Below are 22,339 nucleotides of genomic sequence, written 5' to 3'. Positions count from 1 at the left end.
AGGCTGCCCTTTAGAAAACAAATGTAACAAGCTGTGTCAGCTTAAGGGTTCAAATTAGTTAATCGGGGATAACAACTTTGGATTAGTAACTAATTGGCGAACACCATGTGCATAATCTTCTTCAAATACGTTTGCTTCACACCATTTACCAATCGTATTGATGTTTAACTTGGCACATTGTGGTCGAACATTCCATGTCACTTGCAGTGGTGAACATGATTTCTCCGTAAAGCTTGGACCTGTAGTTGACCCTAAAAACTCGACCGGTGCACCTGTGTTATTCGGAATATGCTTCGCTTGATGATAACCATTTACGACATTACCGTCATAGCTTAAGTCGTTAAAGTCCAGTGCATCGTCATCATTTACTAAGGTAAATACTTGAGTCTCTACACGCAAATCTGGGTTTGCGCATTTATCACTTAAACATGAACCGAGCCCTTTACCCGGTTTCACATCACACGATGTATGAACCCAATGTACTTCAATCGTATCGCCTGGTTTTAAACCTTTACAGATAGGGCCTTTTGGCGCTTTTAATTCAGCAGCACTGAGTGACTCAGTGACATTACATTGGTAACCGCCATACTTTCCATCACCTGCGAACAACGAGAAATCCTTCGCTTTATGTTCGGCATTTTTATGAAAGTGGATATTACACAAGTTAAGTTGTTCTTTGGCGGGCGCCTTACTAAAAACGACTTTGTTTTCGCCAATTAGGTTGTCAATATCACGTGGCGTTTGTGGACCAAAACCTTGGCAGGTGTCTGCAATTACGGTGCTTGTGAAGCTAAATGCGATTGCACAGAAAAGTGCTTTTTTAATCATTATTGTTTCCCTTAAAAATGAATGAATACGCAAACCCCATTAATTCAAACATCACAAAACTGGGATGATTTTCATAAAATGTGAGTGCGTACTTGTTTTTTCAGGGGAGCGCGAGTGTACCATGGCAGATGACGTTTTTTTGATTTTAATGATTTTTTTAATTGTTTTTTATTTAACAATATCGCAACAATAAAAGCTTGATAAGAGGTTGCTTATTAGCTTATAGAAGCATATAATCCTCTGCATATTTTGGGGTTGTGTCTTACATGACTCGCAAGTTATCTGACAAAGATTATTGAGCCGTTATTTAACGCTCCTTTTACTAAGTTGTCAGTGTCGATAGTAAAACGACATAAAATACTTACTTGATTGGCGCGGGATGGAGCAGCCTGGTAGCTCGTCGGGCTCATAACCCGAAGGTCGTCGGTTCAAATCCGGCTCCCGCAACCAACACCCTGTTACTTTGTAACTTGCGCGCATTACTTAATGCGCGTTTTGCGTTTAGGCGAAGTGTATTTGCCTAATGTGGTTTTCGACCCGCACCAAGCTTGGCCAACGGCCACACAGATTAGTTTTTGATGTGACGCCCCGCTTGGTTCGGGGCGTTGTTGTATCTGAAACGCTAGAAGTTGGGGCATATGCCCTTTTTTTGTTTGTACGGAGAGATGTTGTGACTAAACTCGAACAAGATTTAATAGCGATGTTTGAGCCTACCATTGAAGATATGGGCTTTGAATTATTGGGCTTAGAGTTGGCGCAAGCGGGCCGCAATTCGACGCTGCGCGTGTATATCGATCATGAAAACGGTGTAAATGTGGATAACTGTGCCGATGTCAGCAGACAAATTAGCGCTATCTTAGACGTTGAAGATCCAATTACTAATGAATACAACTTGGAAGTTTCTTCGCCAGGCATTGACAGACCATTATTTAAACCAGAACACTTTGTTAAAGCCACAGGTGAGGAAGTACGTTTACGTACCAAACTTCCACAAGATGGTCGCCGTAATTTCAAAGGTGACTTAACTCAGGTTAATGGCGATATGATTACGCTTAACATCGATGGTGCAGATTTTATGATCATGCTGTCGAATGTTGAAAAAGCGAACATCATCGCTAAGTTTTAATCGTGCGAAAGGAATAGGGCAAGCGAGGCAAGAAGATGGCAAAAGAAATACTTTTGGTGGCAGAAGCTGTTTCGAATGAAAAAGCAGTACCACGAGATAAAATTTTTGAAGCACTAGAGTTCGCACTAGCGACAGCGACAAAGAAAAAGCACGAAGGTGATATTGATGTACGTGTAAGTATCGACCAGAAAACTGGTGAGTACGACACGTTCCGTCGTTGGATGGTAGTAGAACCTCAAGAAGACGGTAGCTTAGAGCATCCATTCCGTGAAATTACCCTTGAAGCTGCACAGGTTGATGAACCAGAAATTAAGCTGGGTGATTTTGTTGAAGAACAAATTGAGTCAGTTAAATTTGACCGTATTACAACACAAACGGCAAAGCAAGTAATCGTACAAAAAGTACGTGAAGCTGAGCGCGCACTCGTTGTTGAAGCATACAAAGATCAAGAAGGCGAGATGATCACAGGTGTTGTTAAAAAAGCAACGCGCGATGCAATTGTACTTGATTTAGGTAATAACGCTGAAGCGGTTATTTACCGTGATGACATGTTACCACGTGAAAACCACCGTCCGGGTGACCGTGTACGTGGTTTATTATACGCAGTTAAGCCTGAAGCGCGCGGTGCACAATTATTTGTGACACGTTCTAAGCCTGACATGCTAATTGAACTTTTCCGCATCGAAGTGCCAGAAATTGGCGAAGAGATGATTGAAATCAAATCAGCTGCACGCGATCCAGGTTCACGTGCAAAGATTGCGGTTAAGTCAAATGACAAACGTATTGATCCAGTAGGTGCGTGTGTTGGTATGCGTGGCGCACGTGTACAAGCCGTATCAACTGAACTTTCAAATGAACGTATTGATATCGTGCTTTACGATGATAACCCAGCGCAATATGTAATTAACGCAATGGCACCAGCTGAGGTAGCCTCGATTGTTGTTGATGAAGATTCGCGTTCAATGGATATCGCTGTAGAGGCCGATAACCTAGCGCAAGCGATTGGTCGTAATGGTCAAAACGTACGTTTAGCAAGCCAGCTAACTGGTTGGGAACTAAACGTAATGACTGTTGAAGATATGCAGAAGAAAAATGAAGAAGAGTCAGACAAACTGATTTCTTTATTCACTGAAGGTCTAGATATCGACGATGATTTCGCTCAGTTCTTAATTCAAGAAGGCTTCTCTTCACTTGAAGAAGTGGCTTACGTGCCAGTTTCTGAATTCCTTGAAATTCAAGGTTTAGACGAAGCAACGGTAGAAGAACTGCGTGAGCGCGCAAAAGCTGCGTTAACTACGCAAGCACTTAAAACAGAAGAGTCTTTAGAAGGTGCAGAGCCAGCAGAAGACTTACTAGGCCTAGAAGGCTTAGATCGTCACCTCGCATTTGTAATGGCGAGCAAAGGTGTAGTTACCCTTGAAGATCTTGCAGAGCAAGGTGTTGACGAACTTGTAGACATTACTGAACTTAGCGAAGAACAAGCGGGTGAGCTAATTATGGCTGCACGTAATATTTGCTGGTTTGGCGACGAATAATTATTGACGGAGGTAAAGTAAATAATGGCAGAAGTAAGTATTGATAAACTCGCCAGCGACATAGGTACAACTGTTGATAAACTAGTACAACAGTTTAAAGACGCTGGAATTGAGAAATCTCCGTCAGATCAAGTAACTGAAGACGAAAAAGCGCAGTTATTAGATCATTTAAGCCGCGCACATGGTGGCGAAGGTACAAGCGCGCCAACACGCATGACACTGCAACGCAAGAGCAAAAGCACATTAAGTGTGCCAAGTGGCTCAGGCAAAGCAAAGTCAGTACAAGTTGAAGTTCGTAAAAAGCGCACTTATGTGAAGAAGAGTGCACTTGATGAGCAAGCGGCAGAACAAGCAGCTGAACAAGCACGTATTGAAGCTGAACAAAAAGCACAACAAGAAGCTGAGTTAAAAGCGCAGCAAGAAGCTGAATTGAAAGCAAAGCAAGAAGCTGAATTGAAAGCAAAGCAAGAAGCTGAGCAAAAAGCGAAAGAAGCAGCGAAACAAAAAGCAGCTACTGATGCGAAAGCAAAGCCAGCTGAAGCGCCAGCACCAAAATTATCTGCTGAAGAAAAAGCGGAAGAAGAGCGTCTTCAACGCGAAGCTGAAGAAGCGGCTAAGCGTAAAGTTGAAGAAGAAGCAAAGCGTGCTGAAGAAGAAGCTAAGCGCCTAGCAGAAGAAAATGAAGCGCGTTGGAAAGCGGAAGAAGAAGAGCGTAAGCGTCGTGAAGAAACGGCTGATTACCACAGCACTTCATCTGAAGCAGCGCGTCTTGCTGAAGACGAGTCTGATATGAAAGAAGAGCAGACTGCACGTCGTCAAGGCAAGAAGAAAAAGAAAAAAGAGGATGCACCTGCACCACGTGGTAAAGGTAAAGCAGCTAAAAAAGGCAAGCTAAAAGCACCTCAGTCACTGCAACACGGTTTCCAAAAACCAACGCAAGAAGTAACACGTGACGTTCGTATCAGCGAAACAATCACAGTAGCAGAACTTGCTTCTCGTATGGCGGTTAAAGGTACTGAAGTTATCAAGACCATGATGAAAATGGGCGAAATGGTAACAATTAACCAAGTACTAGACCAAGAAACAGCATCGCTTGTTGCTGAAGAAATGGGTCATAAAGTGGTATTGGTTAAAGAAAACGAGCTGGAAGAGAAAGTACTTTCAGATCGTGGTGCAGACGGTGAGCAAGCGCCACGTGCACCAGTTGTTACTGTTATGGGTCACGTTGACCATGGTAAAACATCAACACTTGACTACATCCGTTCTAAAAACGTAGTAGATGGTGAAGCCGGTGGTATTACACAGCACATTGGTGCATACCACGTTGAAACAGACAACGGCATGATCACTTTCCTAGATACTCCGGGTCACGCAGCGTTTACTTCAATGCGTGCACGTGGTGCGAAAGCAACTGATATCGTAGTACTTGTAGTTGCAGCAGACGATGGCGTAATGCCACAAACAATCGAAGCGGTACAACACGCGAAAGCAGCTGAAGTACCACTGATTGTTGCAGTGAACAAAATCGATAAAGAAGGCGCTGATCCAGATCGCGTTAAGAATGAGCTTTCACAGCACGACGTAATCCCTGAAGACTGGGGTGGTGATGTACAGTTTGTTCATATCTCTGCGAAAGTAGGTACTGGTGTTGACGAACTATTAGAAGCAATTCTAATGCAAGCTGAACTTCTTGAGTTAACAGCTGTTCATGAAGGCATGGCATCTGGTGTGGTAATTGAATCACGTCTAGATAAAGGTCGCGGTCCAGTTGCTTCTGTACTTGTTCAAGCGGGTACGCTTAAACAAGGCGATATCGTACTGTGTGGTCTAGAGTACGGCCGTGTTCGTGCAATGCGCGACGAAGATGGTAAAGAAATTAAAGAAGCGGGTCCATCAATCCCTGTTGAGATTTTAGGTCTTTCAGGTGTGCCTGCGGCGGGTGACGAAGCAACCGTTGTTAAAGACGAGCGTAAAGCACGCGAAGTTGCACTTTACCGTCAAGGTAAATTCCGTGATGTGAAACTTGCACGTCAGCAGAAAGCGAAGCTTGAAAACATGTTCTCTAACATGACCGAAGGTGATGTGTCTGAAGTGAACGTAGTTCTTAAAGCAGACGTACAAGGTTCAGTAGAAGCAATCTCTGATGCACTTGTTAAGCTTTCTACAGATGAAGTTAAAGTTAAGATTGTTGGTACTGGTGTTGGTGGTATCACTGAAACTGATGCAACACTAGCTGCAGCTTCAAACGCAATCGTTGTTGGCTTTAACGTACGTGCCGACGTATCAGCACGTAAAGTAATCGATAGCGAAAACCTAGATTTACGTTACTACAGCGTAATCTATGACCTTATCGATGAAGTTAAGCAAGCAATGTCAGGTATGCTTGCACCAGAATTCAAGCAAGAGATCATTGGTCTTGCAGAAGTACGTGACGTGTTTAAGTCACCGAAAATTGGTGCAATCGCTGGTTGTATGGTTACTGAAGGTCTTGTTAAGCGCAATAACCCTATTCGTGTTCTACGTGATAACGTTGTTATCTACGAAGGTGAACTTGAATCACTACGCCGCTTTAAAGATGACGTTCAAGAAGTTCGTAACGGTATGGAATGTGGTATCGGTGTTAAGAACTACAACGACGTTAAAGTTGGTGACCAAATCGAAGTATTTGAAGTTGTTGAAGTTCAGCGTAGCCTGTAACTTTCACTTCAATAATTAGATAATTCTTTGGGGGCTTTATGCCCCCTTTATGCTATTTTCTCAAATAGTATTTAAGAGGAATAAGAAAAGTTTATGAGAGAATTTTCTCGTACAGATAGAGTGGGTCAACAGATCCAAAAAGAAGTGGCACTTATTTTACAACGTGAAATAAAAGATCCACGTCTTGGTATGATTACTGTGAGTGCCGTTGAGGTTTCTCGTGATTTATCGTACGCCAAAGTGTTTGTCACAACACTTAATGATCATGACGAAGAAAAGTCAAAACTGATCATGAAAATTTTAGGTGAAGCACAAGGTTTTGTTCGCTCACTACTTGGTAAACGCATTCGCGCACGTATCGTGCCTGAAATTAAGTTTGTAATGGATACCTCATTATTAGAAGGTATGCGCATTTCGAACTTAGTTGACCAAGTAATTCGCGACGACAATGAAAAACGTGGCGATGATCCGCAAGAAGGTCAAGAAGACTAATGGGGCGTAGGCAAAAAGGCCGTGCAATTGACGGCATTTTACTGTTAAACAAACCAACTGGTATCTCATCAAGCAAAGCACTGCAAATTGCGAAAGGCATTTACTTTGCGCAAAAAGCAGGGCATACCGGTGCACTTGATCCACTGGCAACGGGCATGTTGCCAATTTGTTTTGGTGAAGCAACCAAGTTTTCACAGTTTTTGTTAGACACTGACAAAACCTATGTGGTGCGTGCTAAATTAGGTGAACGCACAGACACGTCAGATTCTGATGGTGAAATCGTTGAAACTAAGCCTGTTAATATCACTCAGCAGCAGTTAGTTGATGCAGTGAAATCATTTGAAGGCGAATCGGACCAATACCCATCGATGTACTCGGCGTTGAAATATGAAGGTAAACCTTTATATTACTACGCAAGACAAGGCATCGAAGTGCCACGTAAATGCCGTAAAATCAATGTGTTTAGTTTAACCCTAGACGAAGTCGATTTTGACAATAACGAAATTCAAATGACCGCTCATGTAAGTAAAGGTACTTACATTCGCACTATTGTTGACGATTTAGGTGAAAAGCTAGGATGTGGCGCACATGTGATTATGCTTCATCGCAGTGCTGTGGGTCATTATCCCGCTGAACAAATGATGTCGCTTGATGAATTGCAAGCGATTCTCGATGACGCCAAAGCAAATGACATCACGCCAAGCGAAAAGCTTGATCCGTTATTATTGCCAATGGATACCGCATTACATGGTATGACAGAAGTATTAGTAACCGATGGGCAAGCGAAAGCATTTAGTCATGGTCAAGCGGCAACCATGCCAAACTTACCTGATGGTGAGTTTAAAGTCATCCGTCAAAGTGACAAGCGTTTTATGGGCATTGGCGAACGCAACAGCGATGGTCAGTTAAAGTCTAAACGCGGATTGTCAAATGCCTAGCCATAAACTCGGCAAGACCACTTGTAGTAATTTCAAATGCTGGTAGAATACGCCGGCTTACCTTGGCTGAATTAGTGATCGGCTAAGGTAAATTTAATTAACTCACTAAATTATTGGAGTCTAACAATGCTAAGCATTCAAGAAAAAGCTGACATCGTAGCTAAATTCGCACGTTCTGAAGGCGACACAGGTTCACCAGAAGTACAAGTTGCTCTTTTAACTTTCGACATCAACAAGCTTCAAGGTCACTTCGCAGATCACAAGCACGATTTCCACTCACGTCGTGGTCTTCTTCGCAAAGTAAGTCAGCGTCGTAACCTACTTGACTACCTAAAGCGTAAAGACGTTGAGCGTTATTCAGCGCTAATCAAAGAGCTTGGCCTACGTCGCTAATCACTTTGATTCTAAAGAAGGAGCCTCGGCTCCTTTTTTTGTGCCTGAAATTCATCAACACTCTTTACCATGAATGCTAAAAAGCAAGCGATAAGCTGCTTTTTTGTAATACGAGACTACCATCTTTCGCGCTATGCAGTATACTAGCGCACGAGTTATAAAAGACATTGAATTTATTGTGTCTTTTTTAACTAAATAAACCGATGCCAATTGTAGTAGTTAATCGATTTTCAACATTACAGTTTAAATACGATTACCTACTGTAATTGGTATTTTTCAAATAGTTATAAATAAAATAGGATTTTTTAATGCAACCAATTATTAAAAAATTTCAGTTTGGTCAACACGAAGTGACCTTAGAGACGGGTGCAGTTGCTCGTCAAGCAGATGCTGCGGTAATCGCAAGCATTGGTGATACAGCAGTACTTGTATCAGTAGTAGGTAAGCGTGATGCAGCGCCTGGTCAAGATTTCTTCCCACTAACAGTTAACTACCAAGAGCGTATGTACGCTGCAGGTCGTATCCCAGGTGGTTTCCTTAAGCGTGAAGGTCGTCCAAGCGATGGCGAAACACTAACGGCACGTCTAATTGACCGTCCAATTCGTCCACTTTTCCCTGACGGTTTCGTAAACGAAGTTCAGGTTATTGCGACAGTTGTTTCAATTGACCCAGAAATCAAGCCAGATATCGTAACATTAATCGGTACATCGGCTGCGTTAGCTATTTCAGGTATTCCATTTAATGGCCCACTAGGTGCAGCGCGCGTTGGTTATATCAATGACCAGTACGTTCTAAACCCTTCTTCAACTGAGCTAGAAACAAGTAAACTTGACCTAGTTGTTGCAGGTACTGAAAACGCAGTATTGATGGTTGAATCAGAAGCTGAAGTGCTTTCTGAAGACATTATGCTTGGTGCGGTGGTATACGGCCACGAGCAATCACAAGCGGCAATTCAAGCTATCAAAGAATTCCAAGCTGAAGCAGGTAAACCAGCATGGGATTGGACAGCACCAGAGAAGAACGTAACACTTGCTGATAAAATTGCTGTAATTGCAGAAGAGAAAGTAGGCGCGGCTTACTTAATCACTGACAAGGTTGAGCGTAAAGAAGCAATCTCTGCTGCTAAAGCTGAAGTAGTTGAAAAACTAACAGCTGAACTTGCAGAAGACGAATCACTAGACGAGCAAGAAGTAGGTAAACTATTCGGTTCTCTAGAGAAGAAAATCGTACGTGGCCGCATCATTGCTGGCGAAAAGCGTATCGATGGTCGTGAACCAGACATGGTTCGTGCACTAGACGTAATGACGGGTGTACTTCCTCGTACTCACGGTTCAGCTATCTTCACTCGTGGTGAAACGCAAGCACTTGTAACAGCAACACTTGGTACAGAGCGTGATGCACAAATGATCGACGACCTAACAGGTACTAAGACTGATCGTTTTATGCTTCACTATAACTTCCCTCCATACTGTGTGGGTGAAACTGGTTTTGTTGGTTCACCTAAGCGTCGTGAAATCGGTCACGGTAACCTAGCGAAGCGTGGTATTGCAGCAGTAATGCCAAGCCTTGAAGAATTCCCGTACTCAGTTCGTGTGGTTTCAGAAATCACTGAATCAAACGGTTCTTCTTCAATGGCTTCAGTATGTGGTACGTCACTTGCGCTTATGAATGCAGGTGTACCAACTAAAGCTTCTGTAGCTGGTATCGCAATGGGTCTAGTGAAAGAAGGCGACGACTTCGTTGTTCTTTCAGACATCTTAGGTGATGAAGATCACTTAGGTGATATGGACTTTAAAGTAGCAGGTTCATCTGAAGGTGTAACTGCACTACAAATGGATATCAAGATTGAAGGTATCAACAAAGAAATCATGCAAATCGCGCTTAACCAAGCGAAAGCGGCACGTATGCACATTCTTTCTGTAATGGACCAAGCAATCGACAAGCCAAGCGAAGAGCTTTCTGAATTTGCACCGCGTATCTACACAGTAAACATTCCACCTAAGAAAATTGCTGACGTTATCGGTAAAGGTGGCGCGACAATCCGTGCACTTACTGAAGAAACAGGTACTACAATTGAAATTGAAGACGACGGTACAGTTAAGATTGCTGCAACAAATGGCGAAAGTGCACGCGCTGCAATCGCCCGCGTTGAGCAGTTAACAGCTGAACTTGAAGTAGGCACTATCTACTCAGGTAAAGTTGTGCGTATCGTAGACTTCGGTGCATTTGTTAACGTACTTCCAGGTAAAGATGGCCTAGTGCACATTTCACAAATCAGCGAAGAACGTGTAAACAACGTTGCTGACCACCTGAAAGTGGGCGATGAAGTACAAGTTAAAGTACTAGAAGTTGACCGCCAAGGTCGTGTACGTCTAAGCATCAAAGAAGCGATGAAGAAAGACGAAGCACCAGCTGAAGAAAAAGCATCAGAAGAATAAGTCGATTAAATAAGACTTAGCGATAAAAAAGGGGCTGTATAGCCCCTTTTTTTATGCTCTAATAGAATTTGTTTATCTTTATACCAATTGCATTAATTAGCTATTTATTTATTGCGACAGAGAAATGGCTCAGAAACAAGGCTTAAAATTCGACATGTAGTTGTTCTACTTTAGAATTTTAAAACGCAGTTTATGGGTCATTTAACTCGCTAGAATGATCAAATGATTAATAGAATTGGTATTATTAAACAAAAATAAACATCCCCTTTTATTGCGGTTATTTTTAAGGATAGAGTTTAGTGAGTAAATTGAAACGGCTTTTTGCAACATTAGCGATAGGCGCAAGCCTTGTTGGGTGTCAGGCGACAAATGAAACTGAGGTGGCAGACCATCCGGTTGTCAACGTCCCATTTGCTGGCCCATTACAACATGATTTTCGTAAAGAGTTGGAAATTGCACGTATCAGCCAAGCACTAAATAATGTTGATATTACCACTGAGCAACGTGCAGGCCTGCATCACAAACGGGGCGCTTTATATGATAGCGTGGGTCTTTCGACCTTGGCACGACTTGATTTTAATTATGCATTGAGGTTAAAACCGGATTTTGCCGAAGTGTATAACTTCACGGGTATTTATCACACACTGAGTATGCAATATGATCAAGCCTATGAAAGCTTTGATGCAGTAATTGAATTGCTGCCTGATCATCAATATGCTTATCTTAATCGCGGTATTGCGCTTTATTATGGTTCGCGTCCCGACCTCGCTGAACATGATTTAAAGAAATTCTTAGCTGCTGACACCAGTGATTCTTATCGTGCTGTGTGGGTTTATTTAGCCACCAGAAAAGTCGATGCAGAACGCGCCTATAATGAACTAAAGCAGCATGCATCAGAACTCGATAAAACACGCTGGTCATATCAACTCGTTCAGTATTTTTTAGGTGAGATGACGGAACGTGATTTATTACTAAACGTACAAAAAGACTTATCGAGTCATCGAGAATACCTTGAACGTTTATGTGAAGCGTATTTTTACTTAGCAAAGGATGCTGTGGCTGATAACAAGCCATTAAAAGCCGAAGACTATTTCAATTTAGCAATGGCAACAAATGTCTATGAGTTTGTTGAGTACAAATATGCGCGATTAGAATTGCGTTTACTTTACAGTGATGACCAAACGCCTGACAAAATCCAGTGAAGTGGCTTATTGTCTTTTTATTAAGTAGCTTACTTTCTACAAGTTACTGTTATAACGAAAAACGCCTTTTACAGGCGTTTTCTGATTATCCGAACCTGCTTTATCCTGTTCTACAACACCATGCAATTTTGCCTGATATTAATTCGCTCAAAAATTCAACCGCGCATTTACGGGTTTATGCTAATTTTAAAAACCCAGATGCAGAAGCGTTGTTAGCTGATTCTTTCAGAGAAAACTCGGACCTTTATCAGAGTACTTTGTTAAATGCCGGTCGGCGTGGTTCAACCCTTGCGAAGCGCAAACTTGAAACCTTTTTAAAGTCAACTTCACAGTGGCAGAAGCTGCAAAGGTTACCATGGCAAGTCAGTCAATCATTACAAACCCAAACCGCAATGGCGTTGCGCCAACCGCTTACTGCAAACGCAGAACAAGTCACTCTGACTTACACTCAGCGTAATTGCGCAGCAAAACTGATGTTGATTGTAACTGACTTAACAAGTTTTGAACGGGTGAAAGTCTTGAAAAATCGATTTGAGAATACGTTTGATTTGCCAATATGTTTAAGTGAGCCTGTGTATTTTGATGCAACTCAAATTGATTGCTCTAATCATGCAAACGTACGCATTGCCTGTGTTTTAACTAGCGATGTTAATCTAGCGCAGTTTGAATACGACAAATTAGCGTTTTTCAGCTTGCAGGGCATTGCAAATGCAGTCGGGGAGCGACTTTACATGAGTTACATGCAATCCGAGCGGGTTTTATTGCACGAGCTTATGCATCTTTATGGCTTTATTGATGAATATCCGTTGAAAAAAAACTTAGCACAACGTTTGTGTAATATTGAACAGCCAACACGCATTGCCAAGAACATTTTGGTACTTCCCGATTCTAATGATTTACAAAATCGCGTGTCGTTTGATGGTCAAACTTGGTATGTAACAAATACGTGTAACAATGCAAATGGGCAAGCGTTCAAACCAGTATCAATGACTTCAAACTTAGAACTTTTAGATTTGCCATTGCCAGATTTGTACCGCCTTTGGTTGCAGCAAGCGATGGTGCAAGATAACAGTTTGTAGTTAATAGATTTACATCCTTTTTCAATAGTCTTTATTTAGTATTTACACTATATTTATTAAAACTGCGAAATGGCTTGTTTTGTGTTCAATTACATACGCTTAATCTAGACATGATGGGCGTTTTTAACGTATAAATATAAAAATGTATGCATAGCGCAATCATGCGCGGCTACGCAACTTACTTGCTAGCATAACTCATGCTTTAACCTTGTTGTAAAAATAGGGAAAAGCCAAAGGATATAATTATGTCATTAATGTGGATACCTGTGTTATCCCTATTAGGCAGCTTATTTGCAGCGACGACAAATAAACTTTCTCGTACATACGCAGCATTAACAATTGCGATTTTTCCGGTTGTAGCGCTTGCAATTGTGCTTTATCACACATCAAGTGTACTTGACGGTAATGTGATAAGAGAGAGTATGCAATGGATACCTCTGTTAGGGATTAACGTCAGTTTCCGACTTGATGGTCTCGCATTACTTTTCTGCTTGATGATTTTAGGCATTGGCCTGTTAATTATTTTATATGCGCGTTATTACTTAAGCAGTAATGACAATATGGCACGTTTTTATACCTTCCTAATGTTGTTTATGACTGCAATGCTGGGCATTGTGTTATCAAATAATGTGATTCAAATGTGGGTGTTCTGGGAGCTCACAAGTATTAGCTCGTTCTTACTGATTAGCTATTGGTGGCACAGCTCAGATGCTCGTCAAGGTGCGCGCATGGCGTTAACGATTACTGGCGGCGGTGGCTTGGCGCTACTAGCGGGCTTAGTGTTACTAGGCAATATTGTCGGAAGTTATAACCTTGATGATATCTTAAATAATGGCCATGTAATTAAGGAACACGCGCTGTATCCGGTGACCCTTATTCTAATTTTACTTGGTGCATTTACTAAATCTGCCCAGTTCCCGTTCCATTTCTGGCTACCGCATGCAATGGCAGCACCAACACCCGTTAGTGCGTATTTACACTCAGCGACTATGGTTAAAGCGGGTATTTTCCTACTTGCGCGTTTTTACCCGGCGTTATCAGGCACAGAGCTGTGGTTCGCAATTGTCACGTTAACAGGTTTATCAACTTTAATAGTGGGTGCGTATGTAGCCCTCTTCAAACACGACTTAAAAGGCTTACTTGCTTATTCGACTATTTCTCACTTAGGCCTTATTACGCTGTTACTAGGTTTGGATACTGAGTTAGCGGCTGTTGCTGCAATTTTCCATATTATTAACCATGCTATTTTTAAAGCCTCGCTATTTATGGCAACCGGCATCATTGATCATGAAACGGGTTCGCGTGATATGCGCAAGCTTAATGGTCTGTGGAAATACCTTCCTTACACAGCGACTTTAGCCATGGTTGCAGCAGCGTCGATGGCGGGTGTGCCTTTGTTAAATGGTTTCTTATCAAAAGAAATGTTTTTTGCTGAAACACTGCATCAACATGTACTTGGCTCGATGTCTTGGTTGATCCCAGTACTTGCAACTTTAGCTGGTGCGTTCTCAGTGGCGTATTCAATGCGCTTTATTCACGATGTTTTCTTCAATGGTGAGCCGGTTGGCATCAAAAAAGACATTCATGAGCCACCACGCTACATGCGTGTACCGGTCGAAGTGCTCGTTGCACTGTGTATTATTGTGGGCATGTTTCCAAATTTCGCTGTTGATTCAATTTTGGCGAGTGCGTCTTTAGCGGTTGTTGGTGAAGATTCATTGCCTCAATACAGTTTGGCGATATGGCATGGTCTGAATTTACCGCTGCTAATGAGCTTCCTAGCAGTGACTATTGGTTTATTGATCTACTGGCAGCGCAAGTACTTATTTCAATTTAATGCGTCTCTGCCTGATGTTGACCCTAAGACGATGTTTTTAAATGGTCTAGATCGCATTGCGTCATTTTCTGAAAAAATCATGTATCGAATGGAAACAGGCTCGCTGCAACGTTATATTGCATGGTTACTTGTCACTGTATTGATATTTGCTGGTATTCCGCTATTCGATATGCTGCAGCTTGCTGGTGAGCAACCACTTCAACCGATTGACCCGCATAATATGATAGGAGCAGGTTTATTGATTGTTGGTGCTGTGGCTACAGTGATATGCCATCGCTCACGTATGACATCATTATTAATGATTTCGATAGTAGGTCTGATGGTGTCTGTCGCATTTACGCGTTTTTCAGCGCCAGATTTAGCCTTAACGCAATTGACAGTAGAAGTTGTAACTATTGTTCTGCTTATGTTAGCACTGTTTTTCTTACCGCATCGTACACCAAAAGAATCAACCTCTTTACGCTTGGTGCGTGATGTGGGTATTGCTTCAGCGGTGGGTGTGATTATTGGCTCAATTTGTTATGCCATTTTAACCCGTCCACTTAATTCTATTTCGCAATTCTTTGTTGAAAACGCCAAAGTAGGCGGTGGTGGTACTAACGTCGTTAATGTCATTCTGGTTGATTTCCGTGGCTTTGATACACTCGGTGAAATTATTGTTTTAGGTATAGCTGCGCTGGGTATCTACAAGTTATTACTCAACTTGCCATTATTTATGCCTGCCAGTGATGGCGAGGGACGACCGTGGGCAATTGAGCGTTACCCGATGCTGCTTGCCAGTATTTCACAAGCCCTTTTACCGCTAGCGCTTATGGTGAGTGTCTATATCTTCTTAAGAGGTCATAACTTACCTGGGGGGGGCTTTATTGCGGGCTTAGTCACATCAATTGCAATGATTTTACAGTACATTGCTAGGGGTTCTGATTGGATATATTCTCGTTTAGATATTAACTATCGTAAGATTATTGCATCAGGTATTGCGATTGCCTTTGTAACAGGTATTGGTAGTTGGTTCTTCGATAGACCTTTCTTAACTTCATGGTTTGATTACTTTGATATCCCATTAATTGGTGAGATTGAATTAGCAAGTGCAATTGCATTTGATCTAGGTGTTTATTTAACGGTAGTAGGTGCAACCTTAATGATTTTAGCAAGTCTAGGTAAACTCACATTAGCAAGCCAACAGAAGGAGGCAAAATAATGGAAGTACTATACGCGACTTGTGTTGGGGTGTTATTTGCCTGCGGTGTATTCTTGATATTACGTGCAAGAACGTTTCCTGTTGTGCTTGGTTTAACCATGATGTCGTATGGTGTGAATTTGTTTTTATTTGCATCAGGTCGTATTCATAGCAATAAAGCCGCGGTGTTAGGTGAGTCAGCACAATATGCTGATCCTCTGCCTCAAGCATTGGTATTGACTGCCATTGTAATCGGCTTTGCAATGACAGCTTTCGTGGTTATTTTAGCAATACGTGCTCGTGCAGACTTAGGCCACGACCATGTGCACGCACGTTTTCCTAAGATTAAAGGCAAGGAGTAGTATTGATGCCACATTTTGTATCTTTGCCAGTGTTAATGCCGATGTTAGCAGGCATTCTATTGCTGTTACCGCCTTCGGGTAAAAATCTACAAGCACGTCGAATTACCTCAATTATTATGGCGGTATTAACCTTTACTGTTAGTGTGAATATGCTCAACCAAGTTTTGGCTGGCGAGATTTTTGTTTACGCAATAGGTAGTTGGCAAGCGCCGTTTGGCATCGTACTTGTCGCGGACGTGATGTCGTCTTTAATGGTGACATTAACGTCATTTCTTGCTCTAGTTTGTGCCTTTTATTCACTCTGTGGCGATGATGAAGCAGGTAGTTTTTTCCATCCACTTTTGCACTTTTTATTACTAGGTGTGAATGGTGCTTTCTTAACAGGTGACTTATTTAATCTGTTCGTATTTTTTGAAGTCTTACTGATTTCATCATACGCATTACTGATGCATAGCTCAGATAAACATAAGACACAATCAGCCCTTCATTACGTAGTATTAAACTTGGTTGGTTCAAGTGTGTTTTTAGTTGCGCTCGGTATTTTATACGGTGTGCTAGGCACACTTAATATTGCTGATATGGCATTGAAAGCCGCTGAATTATCAGGTGATGATCGTGCGCTATTAAATATTGGTGGTATGTTACTACTTATTGTTTTTGCGCTTAAAGCTGCGGTAATTCCACTGCAATTTTGGTTGCCAGCAACGTATGCGTCTGCATTACCTGTTGTTGCAGCACTGTTTGCGATTATGACCAAAGTGGGAATTTATGCGATTATTCGTGTTTACCCAACGATCTTTGTTGACCCAGAAAACGCCACTACGCATATTGCGCAAGACTGGCTATGGCCTGCTGCCTTAATCACACTTGTGATGGGATTGTTAGGGGTACTAGCGAGTAAAGATCTGCGAATGATAGTGGCAAATTTAGTGATTATTTCAATCGGTACACTGATAGCCGCAGTAGCCTTTAATACACCAGGTGCTATTGCTGCGGCCCTGTATTATTTGATTCACTCTACTTTAGTGACGGCGGGTCTATTTTTATTAGCAGATGTGATAGGTAAGCAACGCGGTAAGGTGGCGGTTCGTTTAGTGCCAGCGAAACCTGTTGGTCAGCCAATTCTATTGGGTACGAGTTTTATTTTATTAGTGTTAGCAGTCGTTGGCATGCCACCTTTATCTGGCTTTATCGGCAAGGTTTGGCTGTTGCAAGAGGCGCTGAGTGCTGAAAAGGCACCTTGGTTTTGGGCAATCTATTTAGTTGTGTCTTTGTTCGTATTGGTTACACTGACCCGCGCTGGTTCACAGCTATTTTGGCGTCATAACGGTCAAGAACCGTCAGAGACAAGAGCGACACGTTGCCAAATGGTGGCAGTGATCAGCTTGTTGTTGTGTTCGCCTCTTTTGAGTATTTTTGCCGGTTATATTAGCGAAGTGACGACATTGGCTGCCAGTCAAGTGTTTGATACTTCCGGTTTACAACATGCAGTGTTAGGAGGCAAATAAGATGCGTACTGAAGCTCGTTTTAGCCTGTTTCCAACTCCTTTTCGCAGTATTTTGCTGTTTTTCGTTTGGTTGCTACTTAACAATAGTTATTCACTTGGCCATATTATTTTGGGTGGTTTGTTAGCGACGGTTATCCCACTAATAACACTGCGCTTTCGTGAGCCACAACCTTTAATTATTAAGAAGTGGTTGGCGTTTAAGCACCTGTTATTAGTGCTTTATGATATTGTCACTGCAAATGTTCAAGTGGCTTTTTTGATTCTTGGACCAATTAAAAAATTGCGTCCAGCCTTTGTTAAAGTACCGCTGGATTTAACCCATGAGATGCCAATTACGCTTTTAGCAAGCACGGTATCATTGACGCCAGGTACGGTAAGTGCTGAAGTTTACCCGTTTCCAGAGTCTTTGGCCGAAGGCGAAGAAGTAAAAGAACGTTATTTGCTTATTCATGTACTTGATTTAAAAGATGAAGCAGAACTCATTGCGACGATTAAACGTCGTTACGAAGCACCGCTTAAGGAGATTTTTCAATGTTAAGCACTGTTATTTTAATCGTATCGGCAATGATAGGGGTGTCACTTCTGCTTAATTTGTGGCGCTTACTTCTTGGTCCGTCAGTTCCTGACCGCATTTTAGCCCTAGATACTATGTATATTAATAGTATTGCGCTAATTGTACTGTACGGCATCAAGGTGGCGTCAGAGCTTTATTTTGAAGCTGCATTATTAATTGCAATGCTTGGATTTGTGAGCACAGTGGCAGTGTGTAAGTTCTTATTACGTGGCGATATTATCGAGTAAATACCATGGCAGAGATTATAGTTTCATTATTATTACTATTAGGTGGCTTGTTCATTCTTATTGGCTCTATTGGTATGAATCGAATGCCTGATTTTTTCATGCGCCTTCATGGCCCAACAAAAGCGACAACGCTTGGTATGGCAGGGGTGCTGATCGCGTCAATTGTCTATTTTAGTGCGATAGTAAATGAACCAAGCGCAAAAGAGATCCTGATCTCCATTTTCTTGCTGATCACCGCGCCAATTAGTGGTTACATGCTAATTAAAACAGCAATACACCATAAGCTAAAAGCGCATAAAGGCACAAAGGGCATTGAGAATATCGAAGAAGACTAGTTTAATTTTGTATGTCTAGGTATTAAAAAAGACGCTGTATGCGTCTTTTTTGTTGGGCAGAAAACGGGACTAATGGACTAATCCGCGCTTTTATCATTTAAATAGGTCACTTTGGCAATAAGATCAGCTTCTTTCTTCAGCTTTTCGTTTTGTTTTGCCACATCTGATACATTTAAATGCACTGTGTCTTTTACTTTTTGCGAACTAAAATCATTGATTTCAGTTTTTAGCTCAGCGTGAATACCATGTGTAAACTCTTCAATAGCGTTTACTTCCTCTTTTGAAGGCGCTGCTAATAAAGAGAAGCTCGTCATTGCTGTAAAACACAGAATCCATTTGGTCATTTCAGTTATCTTCCTAATTGAACAAATTATATTTATGCTTCTGGGCAGCATAAATATTAAATATTTAAAACATTACATAATTTGGTAAGGGGGAAACCTATGGTTGGTTGGCGGTTTTTCCTCTTGGCGCAAATATTAACCAAGTTTATTGCCTTTTAAAAACGATGATTTATAATGCATTCAGATAAAAAAAACTAATGAATATGTCATCAGGTTGTCATGTCAAGAAGATTGCCCCCGTTAAACTCCCTGAAAGCCTTCGAAGCTGCGGCGCGTAACTTAAGTTTCACCAAAGCAGCAGATGAGTTATTTGTCACGCAAGCTGCAGTGAGCCATCAAATTAAAACGCTTGAAGAGCATTTAGGGCTCAAACTGTTTTTACGTCGTAACCGCTCATTATTACTCACAGAGGAAGGGCAAGCTTATTTTCTTGATATCAAAGAAATCTTTACTCAGTTAGTTGATGCGACAGAAAAACTATTAGCGCGAGGCGCGAAAGGCTCGGTGGCGGTGAGTTTAACGCCAAGCTTTGCTATTCAGTGGCTAGTACCTCGATTGCAAGCGTTTAATGAACTTCACCCGGATATTGATATTCGAATTAAAGCGCAAGACTTAGATGAAAACTCGTTAACAGATGATGTTGACGTGGCTATTTATTATGGCCGAGGTCATTGGAGTGGGGTGCAAAGCCATAAATTGCATACAGAGTACCTAGTGCCTTTGTGTAGTCCACTCTTACTTAATGGTCACAAACCGCTTGCAGAACCTGTTGATTTACAACATCACACTTTGCTTCATGATATGACCCGTAAACCATGGAAAAGCTGGTTTAAAACCTTGGGGGTGAATAATACCCGAGTTAACCAAGGTCCGATATTCAGTCACTCTTCTATGGTGCTACAAGCAGCGGTTCACGGTCAGGGCATAGCATTAGTAAATAGTGTATTAGCAAAACCTGAGATTGATGCAGGGCGATTAGTGATTCCATTTAATCATCACTTAGAAAGTAAGAACGCTTTTTATTTGGTGTTACGTGAATCTCAAGCAGAGCTGGGCAAGATCGTGGCATTTAAAGAATGGATGTTAAGTATGGTTGAAAAAGAGCAAATCGAGGCAGGTTTTAATGATTAACTGGATAAAAGCTGACAATCCCTCAGCGCAACTTATTTTTGCTCATGGTGCCGGTGCAGGTATGGATTCTGAATTTATGGTGACTATGGCAGGTAAGTTAGCGCAATTGGGTATTAATGTCGGCTTATTTGATTTTGAATATATGCAACAAGTAAAAGTTGAAGGTAAAAAACGGCCACCGCAACGTGCTCCTAAGTTACTTGAATACTTTCATAAAGTGATTGCAAACGCAGAGCCTGATTTGCCTTTATTTATTGGTGGTAAATCGATGGGTGGTCGAATGGCATCAATGCTTGCGTGTGATGTGGACGTTAAAGGGGTGCTAGCATTTGGTTATCCTTTCCACCCTCCGGGTAAACTCGACAAACTGAGAATTGAACATTTTCCGGATCTAAAAGCGCCACTTGCAATAATTCAAGGGGAACGTGATACCTTTGGTAAAAAAGATGAGGTAGAAAGTTATCCAATATGCGATAATGTGACTACTTATTGGATCCCTGATGGGGACCATTCATTAGTACCTCGAAAAGCGAGTGGTTTAACCCAACAGCAAAATTGGCAAACAGCTGCTGAATTTGCATCTCAATTTATCGCAAAACAACTATGAATAAGCTTATCTTAGCGACAGGCGGCACATTATGTGGGCTTGCAGTGATGCTAGGTGCGTTTGCTGCACATGGGCTTAAGTCGCATATTAGCCCAAGTATGATTGCGGTGTTTCATACCGGTGTTGATTATCAGTTTATGCACGGCATAGCGCTTATTGTGTTCGGTATATTGAGCCATTTGGGATACAAATTAAAATGGGCCAGCATTTTTGCTATGTTAGGTGTTGTCTTTTTTAGTGGCAGCCTATACTTGTTGGCAACAACGAGTAACAAAATTTTTGGCCCAATTACGCCAATTGGTGGCGTGTGTTTTATTGTGAGTTGGTTGCTCTTCATCATCACTGTTGTAAAGCATCAGTCAGCTCAAACTAAGTAAGTGAGAAAAATGTCAGCGATTGTAATTTATTGTCGACCGGGTTTTGAAAATGACTGTGCAGCGGAAATCAGCCATCACGCAGCGCTGCGTGAAATTGGTGGATTCGTAAAAGCGAAAGACAACAGCGGCTATATTACCTTTAACTGTTATGACCCATTAGAAGCGGAAGTCGTTGTGCGTAAATTGCCATTCAAAGAAATGGTATTTGCCCGCCAGTGGTTTGTAGGTCAACTTGTTGACAAAATGCCAATTGAAGATCGTGTATCAGCGATTTCAGCAGCGGTTGAAGAGTTTCCATTATGTGGTGAATTACGCGTAGAAACACCTGATACTAATGATGGAAAAGAGCTACAAAAGTTTTGTAAAAAGTTTTCAGTGCCATTAAGAAAGGCACTGGTAGCACAAGAGACATTACTAGCAAACGAAGTTAAGAACCGTCCTGTATTGCATGTTATGTTTTTATCTAACAGTGCAGCGTATGTTGGTTTTTCTTATAGCTACAACAATTCGCCGTTTTACATGGGTATTCCACGTTTGCGAATGCCTAAAGATGCGCCAAGCCGTTCGACACTAAAATTAGATGAAGCATTTCATGTATTTGTGCCAAAAGATGAGCATGAATCGCGTTTGCAACCAGGCATGCGTGGTGTTGACTTAGGTGCTTGTCCTGGTGGTTGGACTTATCAACTAGTTCGTCGTGGCATGATGGTGCAAGCGATTGATAATGGCCCTATGGCTGAATCGCTGATGGAAACAGGTCAGGTTAAGCATAAACGTGAAGATGGCTTTAAATTCCGTCCGGATAAGCGCAATATTGATTGGTTGGTTTGTGATATGGTTGAAAAACCAATTAAAGTGGCAAACTTAATGATTGATTGGGCGGTAAACGGTTTTGTAAAAGAGCAAATTTTTAACTTAAAGTTGCCGATGAAAAAGCGTTTTGATGCAGTTTATCAGTGTTTAAACTTAATTCATGAAGAATTGACTAAGTACAACATTAAATATGAACTGCAAGCAAAGCATTTGTATCATGACCGTGAAGAAATTACAGTGCATATTCAAATCTTAAAAGTGCCACAAAACGTATACAGTTAATTGTGAAAGGTACTCAAATTAAAAAAGGCTGCAA

Annotated in this window: 21 protein-coding genes and 1 tRNA gene; 20 read left to right on the top strand and 2 right to left on the bottom strand. The window is 41.6% G+C overall.

Annotated features, from left to right (window positions below; all coding sequences use genetic code 11):
• Window positions 1-54: 54 nt before the first annotated feature.
• Window positions 55-828: a delta-class carbonic anhydrase gene (locus tag OM33_RS12450; RefSeq protein WP_038642136.1), complete on the bottom strand. Its 774-nt coding sequence runs from the start codon at window positions 826-828 to the stop codon at window positions 55-57.
• Between the two features lie 373 nt (window positions 829-1,201).
• Between OM33_RS12450 and OM33_RS12445 the strand changes: the two genes are divergently transcribed.
• The 16 genes from OM33_RS12445 to OM33_RS12370 all read left to right on the top strand — a co-directional run bounded on the left by OM33_RS12445 (window position 1,202) and on the right by OM33_RS12370 (window position 18,751).
• Window positions 1,202-1,278, top strand: a tRNA-Met gene (locus OM33_RS12445).
• A 220-nt stretch (window positions 1,279-1,498) separates the two neighbouring features.
• The gene (gene rimP / locus OM33_RS12440) at window positions 1,499-1,954 is read left to right on the top strand and encodes a ribosome maturation factor RimP (RefSeq protein ID WP_038643347.1); all 456 of its coding nucleotides are present in this window, start codon (window positions 1,499-1,501) and stop codon (window positions 1,952-1,954) included.
• 35 nt (window positions 1,955-1,989) lie between these two features.
• Window positions 1,990-3,489: a transcription termination factor NusA gene (nusA, locus tag OM33_RS12435; RefSeq protein ID WP_038642134.1), complete on the top strand. Its 1,500-nt coding sequence runs from the start codon at window positions 1,990-1,992 to the stop codon at window positions 3,487-3,489.
• A gap of 24 nt (window positions 3,490-3,513) precedes the next feature.
• Window positions 3,514-6,186 carry a translation initiation factor IF-2 gene (infB, locus tag OM33_RS12430; RefSeq protein WP_038642132.1) on the top strand — a complete coding sequence of 891 codons (2,673 nt, stop codon included), beginning with the start codon at window positions 3,514-3,516 and terminating at the stop codon, window positions 6,184-6,186.
• Between the two features lie 93 nt (window positions 6,187-6,279).
• A complete protein-coding gene (gene rbfA / locus OM33_RS12425; RefSeq protein WP_038642130.1) occupies window positions 6,280-6,678 on the top strand; it encodes a 30S ribosome-binding factor RbfA in 399 nt (132 codons plus the stop codon).
• Window positions 6,678-7,616 (top strand): tRNA pseudouridine(55) synthase TruB, encoded by a 939-nt coding sequence (gene truB / locus OM33_RS12420; protein WP_038642129.1) that lies wholly within the window; start codon window positions 6,678-6,680, stop codon window positions 7,614-7,616. The genes rbfA and truB overlap by 1 nt, the downstream gene beginning before the upstream one ends.
• A 126-nt stretch (window positions 7,617-7,742) precedes the next feature.
• Entirely contained in the window at window positions 7,743-8,009 is a 267-nt protein-coding gene (gene rpsO / locus OM33_RS12415; RefSeq protein WP_038642128.1) for a 30S ribosomal protein S15, read from the top strand.
• Between the two features lie 308 nt (window positions 8,010-8,317).
• Window positions 8,318-10,447, top strand: coding sequence for a polyribonucleotide nucleotidyltransferase (pnp, locus tag OM33_RS12410; RefSeq protein WP_038642126.1), 2,130 nt, complete (start codon window positions 8,318-8,320; stop codon window positions 10,445-10,447).
• Between the two features lie 299 nt (window positions 10,448-10,746).
• The gene (nlpI, locus tag OM33_RS12405; RefSeq protein ID WP_038642124.1) at window positions 10,747-11,649 is read left to right on the top strand and encodes a lipoprotein NlpI; all 903 of its coding nucleotides are present in this window, start codon (window positions 10,747-10,749) and stop codon (window positions 11,647-11,649) included.
• Window positions 11,646-12,728, top strand: a complete 1,083-nt coding sequence (locus tag OM33_RS12400) for a hypothetical protein (RefSeq protein ID WP_038642122.1) — start codon at window positions 11,646-11,648, stop codon at window positions 12,726-12,728. Before nlpI ends, OM33_RS12400 begins: the two co-directional genes overlap by 4 nt.
• Window positions 12,729-12,973: 245 nt before the next feature.
• On the top strand, window positions 12,974-15,766 hold the full coding sequence (locus tag OM33_RS12395; protein WP_038642120.1) for a monovalent cation/H+ antiporter subunit A: 2,793 nt from the start codon (window positions 12,974-12,976) through the stop codon (window positions 15,764-15,766).
• Window positions 15,766-16,107 (top strand): Na+/H+ antiporter subunit C, encoded by a 342-nt coding sequence (locus OM33_RS12390; protein ID WP_038642118.1) that lies wholly within the window; start codon window positions 15,766-15,768, stop codon window positions 16,105-16,107. Before OM33_RS12395 ends, OM33_RS12390 begins: the two co-directional genes overlap by 1 nt.
• 2 nt (window positions 16,108-16,109) lie before the next feature.
• A complete protein-coding gene (locus tag OM33_RS12385; RefSeq protein WP_038642117.1) occupies window positions 16,110-17,615 on the top strand; it encodes a monovalent cation/H+ antiporter subunit D in 1,506 nt (501 codons plus the stop codon).
• Window position 17,616: 1 nt separating this feature from the next.
• Window positions 17,617-18,153, top strand: a complete 537-nt coding sequence (locus OM33_RS12380; protein ID WP_038642115.1) for a Na+/H+ antiporter subunit E — start codon at window positions 17,617-17,619, stop codon at window positions 18,151-18,153.
• Window positions 18,147-18,416 carry a K+/H+ antiporter subunit F gene (locus OM33_RS12375; protein WP_038642114.1) on the top strand — a complete coding sequence of 90 codons (270 nt, stop codon included), beginning with the start codon at window positions 18,147-18,149 and terminating at the stop codon, window positions 18,414-18,416. Before OM33_RS12380 ends, OM33_RS12375 begins: the two co-directional genes overlap by 7 nt.
• Before the next feature lie 5 nt (window positions 18,417-18,421).
• Entirely contained in the window at window positions 18,422-18,751 is a 330-nt protein-coding gene (locus tag OM33_RS12370; protein ID WP_038642112.1) for a Na+/H+ antiporter subunit G, read from the top strand.
• A 77-nt stretch (window positions 18,752-18,828) separates the two neighbouring features.
• Here OM33_RS12370 and OM33_RS12365 read toward each other — a convergent pair whose 3' ends face one another.
• Window positions 18,829-19,095 carry a hypothetical protein gene (locus OM33_RS12365; protein WP_038642111.1) on the bottom strand — a complete coding sequence of 89 codons (267 nt, stop codon included), beginning with the start codon at window positions 19,093-19,095 and terminating at the stop codon, window positions 18,829-18,831.
• A 219-nt stretch (window positions 19,096-19,314) separates the two neighbouring features.
• On the opposite strand from OM33_RS12365, the gene OM33_RS12360 reads away from it, so the two are divergent.
• From OM33_RS12360 to rlmM, 4 genes are read left to right on the top strand one after another with little or no spacing between them, the layout of a single operon-like run.
• Window positions 19,315-20,226: a transcriptional regulator GcvA gene (locus tag OM33_RS12360; RefSeq protein ID WP_038642110.1), complete on the top strand. Its 912-nt coding sequence runs from the start codon at window positions 19,315-19,317 to the stop codon at window positions 20,224-20,226.
• Window positions 20,219-20,833, top strand: a complete 615-nt coding sequence (locus OM33_RS12355; RefSeq protein WP_038642108.1) for an alpha/beta family hydrolase — start codon at window positions 20,219-20,221, stop codon at window positions 20,831-20,833. Before OM33_RS12360 ends, OM33_RS12355 begins: the two co-directional genes overlap by 8 nt.
• The gene (locus OM33_RS12350; protein WP_038642106.1) at window positions 20,830-21,210 is read left to right on the top strand and encodes a DUF423 domain-containing protein; all 381 of its coding nucleotides are present in this window, start codon (window positions 20,830-20,832) and stop codon (window positions 21,208-21,210) included. The genes OM33_RS12355 and OM33_RS12350 overlap by 4 nt, the downstream gene beginning before the upstream one ends.
• 9 nt (window positions 21,211-21,219) lie before the next feature.
• Window positions 21,220-22,305 carry a 23S rRNA (cytidine(2498)-2'-O)-methyltransferase RlmM gene (rlmM, locus tag OM33_RS12345; RefSeq protein ID WP_038642104.1) on the top strand — a complete coding sequence of 362 codons (1,086 nt, stop codon included), beginning with the start codon at window positions 21,220-21,222 and terminating at the stop codon, window positions 22,303-22,305.
• Window positions 22,306-22,339 lie beyond the last annotated feature (34 nt).

The sequence above is a fragment of the Pseudoalteromonas piratica genome (assembly GCF_000788395.1).
Lineage (GTDB): Bacteria > Pseudomonadota > Gammaproteobacteria > Enterobacterales > Alteromonadaceae > Pseudoalteromonas > Pseudoalteromonas piratica.
Note: the sequence above shows the minus strand (reverse complement) of the source record. Positions and strands in the feature narration are given on the sequence as shown.